The 6,794-nt window shown below is 35.9% G+C and carries 7 protein-coding genes and 2 tRNA genes; 8 read left to right on the top strand and 1 reads right to left on the bottom strand.

What is annotated here, in order from left to right:
• Positions 1-172 precede the first annotated feature (172 nt).
• Genes FC65_RS07825 through FC65_RS07815 form a run of 3 tightly spaced genes read left to right on the top strand, consistent with a single transcriptional unit; the run spans position 173 to position 3,331 of the window.
• On the top strand, positions 173-424 hold the full coding sequence (locus FC65_RS07825) for a cell division protein ZapA (RefSeq protein ID WP_056972186.1): 252 nt from the start codon (positions 173-175) through the stop codon (positions 422-424).
• Positions 425-435: 11 nt separating this feature from the next.
• Positions 436-948, top strand: coding sequence for a CvpA family protein (locus tag FC65_RS07820; RefSeq protein WP_010499106.1), 513 nt, complete (start codon positions 436-438; stop codon positions 946-948).
• 22 nt (positions 949-970) lie between these two features.
• Positions 971-3,331: an endonuclease MutS2 gene (locus FC65_RS07815; RefSeq protein WP_056972184.1), complete on the top strand. Its 2,361-nt coding sequence runs from the start codon at positions 971-973 to the stop codon at positions 3,329-3,331.
• Between the two features lie 109 nt (positions 3,332-3,440).
• On the opposite strand, the gene FC65_RS07810 is transcribed toward FC65_RS07815, so the two are convergent.
• Positions 3,441-3,929, bottom strand: coding sequence for a YslB family protein (locus FC65_RS07810; RefSeq protein WP_010499869.1), 489 nt, complete (start codon positions 3,927-3,929; stop codon positions 3,441-3,443).
• 181 nt (positions 3,930-4,110) lie between these two features.
• Between FC65_RS07810 and FC65_RS07805 the strand changes: the two genes are divergently transcribed.
• From FC65_RS07805 to FC65_RS07785, 5 genes are all read left to right on the top strand, one after another.
• Positions 4,111-4,707 carry an XTP/dITP diphosphatase gene (locus FC65_RS07805; RefSeq protein WP_056972182.1) on the top strand — a complete coding sequence of 199 codons (597 nt, stop codon included), beginning with the start codon at positions 4,111-4,113 and terminating at the stop codon, positions 4,705-4,707.
• Positions 4,708-4,814: 107 nt separating this feature from the next.
• A tRNA-Glu gene (locus FC65_RS07800) sits at positions 4,815-4,887 on the top strand.
• Positions 4,888-5,053: 166 nt separating this feature from the next.
• Complete coding sequence (locus FC65_RS07795) at positions 5,054-5,362, top strand: hypothetical protein (protein WP_010499866.1); 309 nt, start codon at positions 5,054-5,056, stop codon at positions 5,360-5,362.
• A gap of 109 nt (positions 5,363-5,471) precedes the next feature.
• Positions 5,472-5,544: transfer RNA gene (locus FC65_RS07790), tRNA-Gln, on the top strand.
• A gap of 940 nt (positions 5,545-6,484) precedes the next feature.
• The coding region (locus FC65_RS07785; RefSeq protein WP_156408601.1) for an ATP-binding cassette domain-containing protein at positions 6,485-6,794 on the top strand (310 nt) is incomplete at its 3' end.

Raw genomic sequence — 6,794 nt, 5'->3', positions numbered from 1 at the left:
TTTCTATCAGTACCAAATATTATAGAACCAAGGTTTTGGCTGCTTTTTTACTAGTTTTTGAACGATATCAATGAGTTGCAGTTTGTTTAAAAATCTGGCATTTAGCTTAATGCAAAGAGAAATTATGCTAAAATAAAATTTGTGTATTAAAGCGGTGAATGGAGGAGCTAGAATGTCTGCAGACAAAAAAAGATTTAAAATGCAAATCGCAAATAAAAATTATGTAGTGATCGGGGATAGTACTTCTGAGCATATGCGGGCTGTTTCTCAACTGGTCAATGAACAAATGACAGAAATTATGGCTGCCAATGTTAATCGCGAGGATGCAGCAATTTTATTAGCGATAAATGCAGTTTCTGACCAACTAAAAAAACAAAAGGAATTAGATGATATTCGTGATAAAAATAAGGTTGATGGGGAATAGTAGGTGAGTGAATGCTAGTTTCACTAATAATTTTACTCATTTTGGTAATGGGATTTCGCTACGGTTTCAAGCGGGGGTTATTGCAAACCTTGCTCAGTGTGGTTGGCTATGTACTAGTTTTACTTTTGTCCTTGTATCTTTCTGGACCGTTGGGCGAATTTCTAACACAATATATGCCTGCTTTAGATCAAGATCCTGGTAGTACTGGCACATTTACTCTTCTTTTTTATAGAATTTTGGCTTTTTGGATTATTGCAATTTTAGGTGGTATCATTTTACGGATCGTGACCAATACCTTTACATCGATCACAAAATTGCCCGTGATCTCTCAATTTAATGCACTGGCAGGTGGGTTGGCCTGGCTGATCATTGCTTATACAGTAGTATTTTTCGGCTTACTTTTATTAGCGACCAGTCCTACATCCCAAGTACAAGAATCCTTAGAAAATTCTGCGATCGCAGAAAAAATAATAAAAGAGACCCCCATTTTTTCGAGACAAATTTTTGATAAATGGATAAAGTGAATGGTCAAAAGAGGTGGAAATAATGAATGAAAAAAGTTTGACGACATTAGAATATTTTAAGATCAAGCAACAGGCTAAACAATATTTAGTCACGGATATGGGACAGAAAGAACTAACAAAATTACGCCCCTTTACTACTAAGGCTGAAATTGTACTTGCTCTTAGCGAAACGAAAGACGCAGCTGACATTTTGCGTTTAAAAGATGGGATACCATTGCCAAAAATCACAGATGTTAAACCCTTTTTAAAGCGATTGGACATCGGTGCGTCGTTGAGTGCCAAAGAGTTAGCTGCAGTGGGAAAAGTTTTACGTACTACAAGCGAGGTACGACGATTTTTTGTAAATTTACAAGATGATGATGTAGCTTTAGATAAGCTTTATGAAACAGCTTTTGACCTGGAAACTTTGCCCCAGGTTACTAAAAGGTTAACCTTGTCAATTGAAAATGACGGTCATGTGACCGATGATGCATCTAGTTTGTTAAAGAGCCTTAGACGACAGATCATTACAACTGAACAAAGTATTCGCGATACATTGGCTGACTTTACTCGGGGAAAATCTGCCAAGTATTTAAGTGAAGCGTTAGTTACTATTCGACAAGATCGCTATGTGTTGCCAGTTAAAGCAGAATACCGGAATTCTTTTGGTGGGCAGGTTTATGATCAAAGTACGAGTGGTCAGACACTCTTTATTGAACCAAAACAGATCGTGGCACTTAATAATAGATTATCTCAGCAAGAAGCTGCACAAAAAGAAGAGGTCCGGCGTATTTTGCGTGAGCTTTCGGAACTGATCGCGCCGTATACGTCCGAAATCGAAGCTAATGCGCAACTTTTAGGACACTTGGATCTTGCTAATGCTAAGGCTGCTTATGCTAAGGATCTGGGTGCATCAGAACCATTTTTAACAGATGACGATTCATTGTATTTTAGGCAGGCATGGCATCCATTGCTTGATCCTAAAAAAGCAGTTAAAAATGACATCATGTTAGGGAAAGATTTTAAAACAATGTTGATCACTGGTCCCAATACTGGGGGGAAAACGATCACACTAAAAACTATTGGTTTGATTCAACTAATGGGTCAATCAGGCCTGTTTATCCCTGCAAATGAAGGTAGTCGGATCTGTATATTTGCTGAAATATTTGCTGACATTGGCGATGAACAGTCGATCGAACAAAATCTTAGTACTTTTTCTTCACACATGACAAATATAGTTGATTTTTTGGATCAAATTTCACCCAGGTCTTTAGTCTTATTTGACGAATTAGGCTCAGGTACTGATCCACAAGAAGGTGCAGCTTTAGCAATCGCTATTTTAGATGACGTGGCTGCTAAGGGAAGCTATGTGGTTGCAACTACACATTATCCTGAGTTAAAAGTGTACGGTTATGAGCGTCCTGAAACGGTCAATGCTTCTGTTGAATTTGACAGTAGTACTTTGAAACCAACTTATAAATTGCTGATCGGTATTCCGGGGCGAAGTAATGCTTTAGATATTTCTCGCCGTTTAGGTTTGCCGCAAACGATCATTGATTCGGCAACCCAATTAGTCTCAAAGGACAGTCAAGATCTTAATAATATGATCGGCGACCTAGTTCAAAAACGACATGATGCTGAAGAAGAGAAAATTCAAACTCATAAATATCTAGTAGAATCTGAACAATTGCACTCAGACCTTGAAAAGGCATATGCTGCTTTAAATGACCAGCGTGACAAGCTTTTAGAAAAAGCTAAACAAAAGGCTAATGATACGGTAGCTGAGACTACGAAGAAGGCTGATCAGATAATTGCTGATCTTCGTCAGCTGAGACTGAATGGCGGTCTAAATGTTAAAGAAGATAAGCTGATCAATGCCAAAGGACAACTGAATAAACTTCACCAACCTGAAAATTTGCAGAAGAACAAAGTTCTAAAACGTGCTAAACAAAAGCATGACCTGCACCCGAATGATGATGTCTTAGTCAAAACATATGGTCAGAAAGGTGTTTTGCTGCATAAAGCAGGGAATCATGACTGGGAAGTACAAATTGGTATTCTTAAAATGAAAATCAATGAAAATGACCTTGAAAAAATCTCTGTGTCTGAAGAAAACAATCAAGACAACAAAGCTTCTGTCAAAAGAACTGCCAGCAGTGGGATCTCTACCAGCCTTGATCTACGTGGCCAGCGCTATGAAGAAGCATTGACCAATGTTGATCGCTATTTGGACAGTGCACAGCTTGCGGGTTATTCGTCTGTAACCTTGATTCATGGAAAAGGGACAGGTTCTTTGCGTCAAGGGATTATCAAGTATTTAAAAAATAGCCGTTCTGTTAAGAGCTTTGAATATGCTTCTCCTAACGCTGGAGGCAATGGTGCGACTATTGTACATTTAAAGTAGTGAAAAAGCAGTAGGTGAGCTTGTATTAGAGCTCTGCTTGCTGCTTTTGAATTATGAGTAGGTTAAAAAAGTAATGTGTATATGCTGTTGCCATAACATCGTAATGGTCTTAAAATCTGTTGTCGTGTTTTTCCACCAAATTAATACGATTATTTTCTTCAACGTCTTCTTGTTCTGTAGAACTGTTTAAATCAACTTGTACAATGATCGTAACAATATTTTTCTTTGTGCTTGAAATTAGTGCTTCTGCTAAATGTCCTATTTGGTTTTGAATAGTTTCGGCTAAAAAGCCTGCCTCTAACAAATAGTTGGCTGACTTGTCAACCTTTTGCCGCGTTTCAATAATTGTTCCAGACAGTTCAAATGTTTGTGTGTTTCTTTTGGATTTGATGCGTTCTAAATTGCCCCAACCGGCTTCTTTAAAAAAAACAGCTATTTCTTCATCTTTTGTTAAGACAAATTCACGAGCGATTTTTTTGCCTGCCCAGTATAAAATATTACCATCTTTGCCGACTAAAGCAGGGATCAATTCATCACGTAAAAGGGTGGTGGGGAAACTTCTTGTATCTGATGAAACATCGAAAAATTTTTTTGACATGGATTTTTACTCCTTTAAATTTCTAAAGTATATTATACATACATTTTTTCTTTGAAACCAAAAAAAATTTAACTTTGAAAAAATTATAGTATTTTGTTGTGAATGGTGGTATTTTTGATAATTATTTGGGATAATTATTTGGGATAATTAATTAGGAAAACTATTTGTTGGAGGGATACATGTGGACACAATACTAATTGCGACAGCTAATCCTGGGAAAGCTGCGGAATATCGAAAAATTTTCGAGAAGAGGGGTGTTACTGTTAAAACTTTGGCAGATCTTGAAAACAATTATGAGATCGAAGAAAATGGGCAGACTTTCCAAGAAAATGCCTTGATCAAGGCCAACACGCTGATGTCTGCACTAGGTATCCCGGTTTTGGCTGATGATTCCGGTTTGATAGTGGATGCTTTAAATGGAAGACCTGGTATCCATTCAGCGCGTTATGCTGGTGATCATGATGATGAGGCAAATAAGAGAAAGTTGTTGACTGAGTTACAAGGTATTCCTTATGAGAAAAGAACTGCACGTTTCCATTGCTCGATAGTGGCAGTACGTCCTGAAGTTAAACCCTTGAGTGTTACAGGAGAAGTCGAGGGTTTAATTTTATTTAAGGAGCAAGGTACAGACGGTTTTGGTTATGACCCCTTATTTTATTACCCACCTTTGAATAAATCATTTGCTGAGCTGACTATGGAGAAGAAAAATAAAGTTAGCCATCGTGGGCATGCGGTCGAAAAATTACAAGAAGTTTTTGATGAGTGGTGGCAAGATTAGAGTCATTATCTTTTATTGTAAACTAAATAAAAAAACGCTTTTTATAAAAATATTCTAAAATTGGTTTGACAATTGCCGTCTATCATGTATAATTAAAAGAGTAATTTTGCCCGTTGGTCAAATTGGTTAAGACGTCGCCCTCTCAAGGCGGAGTTACGGGTTCGATCCCCGTACGGGTGATTATGGCAAGATACGAGTTAAGAGAATGCTTGTAAATCAAATTTTGCAGGCGTTCTTTCTTTTTATCATCAATTATATAATAACTGGTTATCATCGACTGATTTAGGTTATAATAGTCAATGATAAGACGAATTGCCAGGAAAATATCACCAAGGAGGGTTCAAACTTGCTCAAAAAAACAAAACATTTCTTGCGTGCAAACAAGATCCCGTATACTAAAGAGCACGTTAATCCATTGATGGTACCTGAAAGGGTCTATGTTTTGAACTTTGGTCAAGATGCTGAAGGTCATTATTTGAACAGATTTATTGTCGAACATACCTACACATGGACTGGTCGAATCAAAATTAACCAGATCACTTTGCGTTTGCATGGACAAGTTCATCCGCACGTTTTTAAAAATGAACATGAGTTGTTACATTATCTTAAAAAGCATACGGATCAGCTAACTAAAGCCCTTGATCAAGGTAAATAGTGGATTTTATTTTTATATATGGTTTTCTTCATTAGGTGTTATTGTAAAAAAATTTAAATTCAGCTTGACAAATTTTTATATTTACAGTAAACTAATGGAGTTGAGTTATTGGGCATTCGCCAAACTGGTAAGGCAGTGGACTCTGAATCCATAATTTACAGGTTCGAGACCTGTATGCCCAATATTAAGCTTTTAATATCCCTCAAATCTTCGTATGTCGTTGATTTGGGGTTTTTTAATTATAGCAATTTATTAGTATTGATATATTTTTCGTGGGTCTTTTCATAGTGTGCAAGCAATGTTTTGCCGCATACTGTCGTATAATTTATTTTCAACAGATGCATTTTACCAATAGTTCGCTGGAATTTAATGTCCCACAATAGGGTAACAAGTACGGGTTAAAAAAGTGAGTGTCCTGAAAGTAATTGTTAATGAAATAAAAGGGTGTCGTCTGTAGAACATGGGAATAGTACAAGATAATGGATGACAAGAATTTAAAAAAGATTTATGGACTTTCATTTGGTATGGTATCTGGGTTGTTCTATACATTTGGTTACAAATGTATGGTGGTATACAGAGGTAGGAGAGAAAACATATTATTTGATAGTTTTACAAGAACGCCGTTTTTTTTCATGATTTGCGATGGTGCTTTTAAATTTAAAAAAGCAACTTCTCAAATATCAATGTTAATGGTCCACTAAATCAAGATAATTATTCACCATTACAATCCTGAAAAAAACTGCTCTGCTTTAGTTTCAATGATGTGACCACAAAGTCTCTTAAAAAGATATCGATATTGAGTTAAAAATTTTAAGGAGCTTTTGGTATAGAAGATATATTTGGTTTCGTAGTGCGGTTGACTCTTTATTTTTGAAAAAAATGAAATTACTTTTTTTATTTAAAGTGAAAAGAAAAACCAAAAAAGTTGTCAAAGCTGGTTGTCTAAAAGTGCTAATTTTAAATTAACTTAACAAAAATGAATTTAGTTTGCTTTGATTTAATTATATCGATGTTGTAGATTTACTAATGTGGTATACTTGTGACATTAGATTTGAATTAACTTTTGAAAAATTCACATTGAATAGTTATAAAAGAAGCAAGATTGTTTGAGGAGGGGTTCTAGTGTCAGACTTAAAAGTGAATGTTAAAAACTTAAATAAAAGTTATGGTGATAATCACGTTTTGAAAGGAATAAACTTTTCTGTCAAAAATAATGAAGTAGTGGTTGTTATTGGCCCTTCCGGTTCAGGAAAAAGTACTTTATTACGCTGTTTAAACAAGCTTGAAGATCCTACTTCCGGTTCGATTGAGATCGACGGAGTGGATATTAGTGAACCTAAGGTTGATATTGATAAAGCTCGAGAAAATATAGGCATGGTTTTTCAACACTTTAATTTGTTTAATAATCCTGAATTATTCATACTTTTCGTTG

This window comes from Ligilactobacillus acidipiscis DSM 15836 (assembly GCF_001435755.1).
GTDB lineage: Bacteria > Bacillota > Bacilli > Lactobacillales > Lactobacillaceae > Ligilactobacillus > Ligilactobacillus acidipiscis.
This window is presented reverse-complemented; position numbering and strand designations above follow the sequence as displayed.

Bases quoted from the DNA above. Each gene is read 5' to 3' on its own strand.
- FC65_RS07825 (WP_056972186.1), top strand. From the start codon at position 173: ATGTCTGCAGACAAAAAAAGATTTAAAATGCAAATCGCAAATAAAAAT.
- FC65_RS07820 (WP_010499106.1), top strand. From the start codon at position 436: ATGCTAGTTTCACTAATAATTTTACTCATTTTGGTAATGGGATTTCGC.
- FC65_RS07815 (WP_056972184.1), top strand. From the start codon at position 971: ATGAATGAAAAAAGTTTGACGACATTAGAATATTTTAAGATCAAGCAA.
- FC65_RS07810 (WP_010499869.1), bottom strand. From the start codon at position 3,929: ATGTCAAAAAAATTTTTCGATGTTTCATCAGATACAAGAAGTTTCCCC.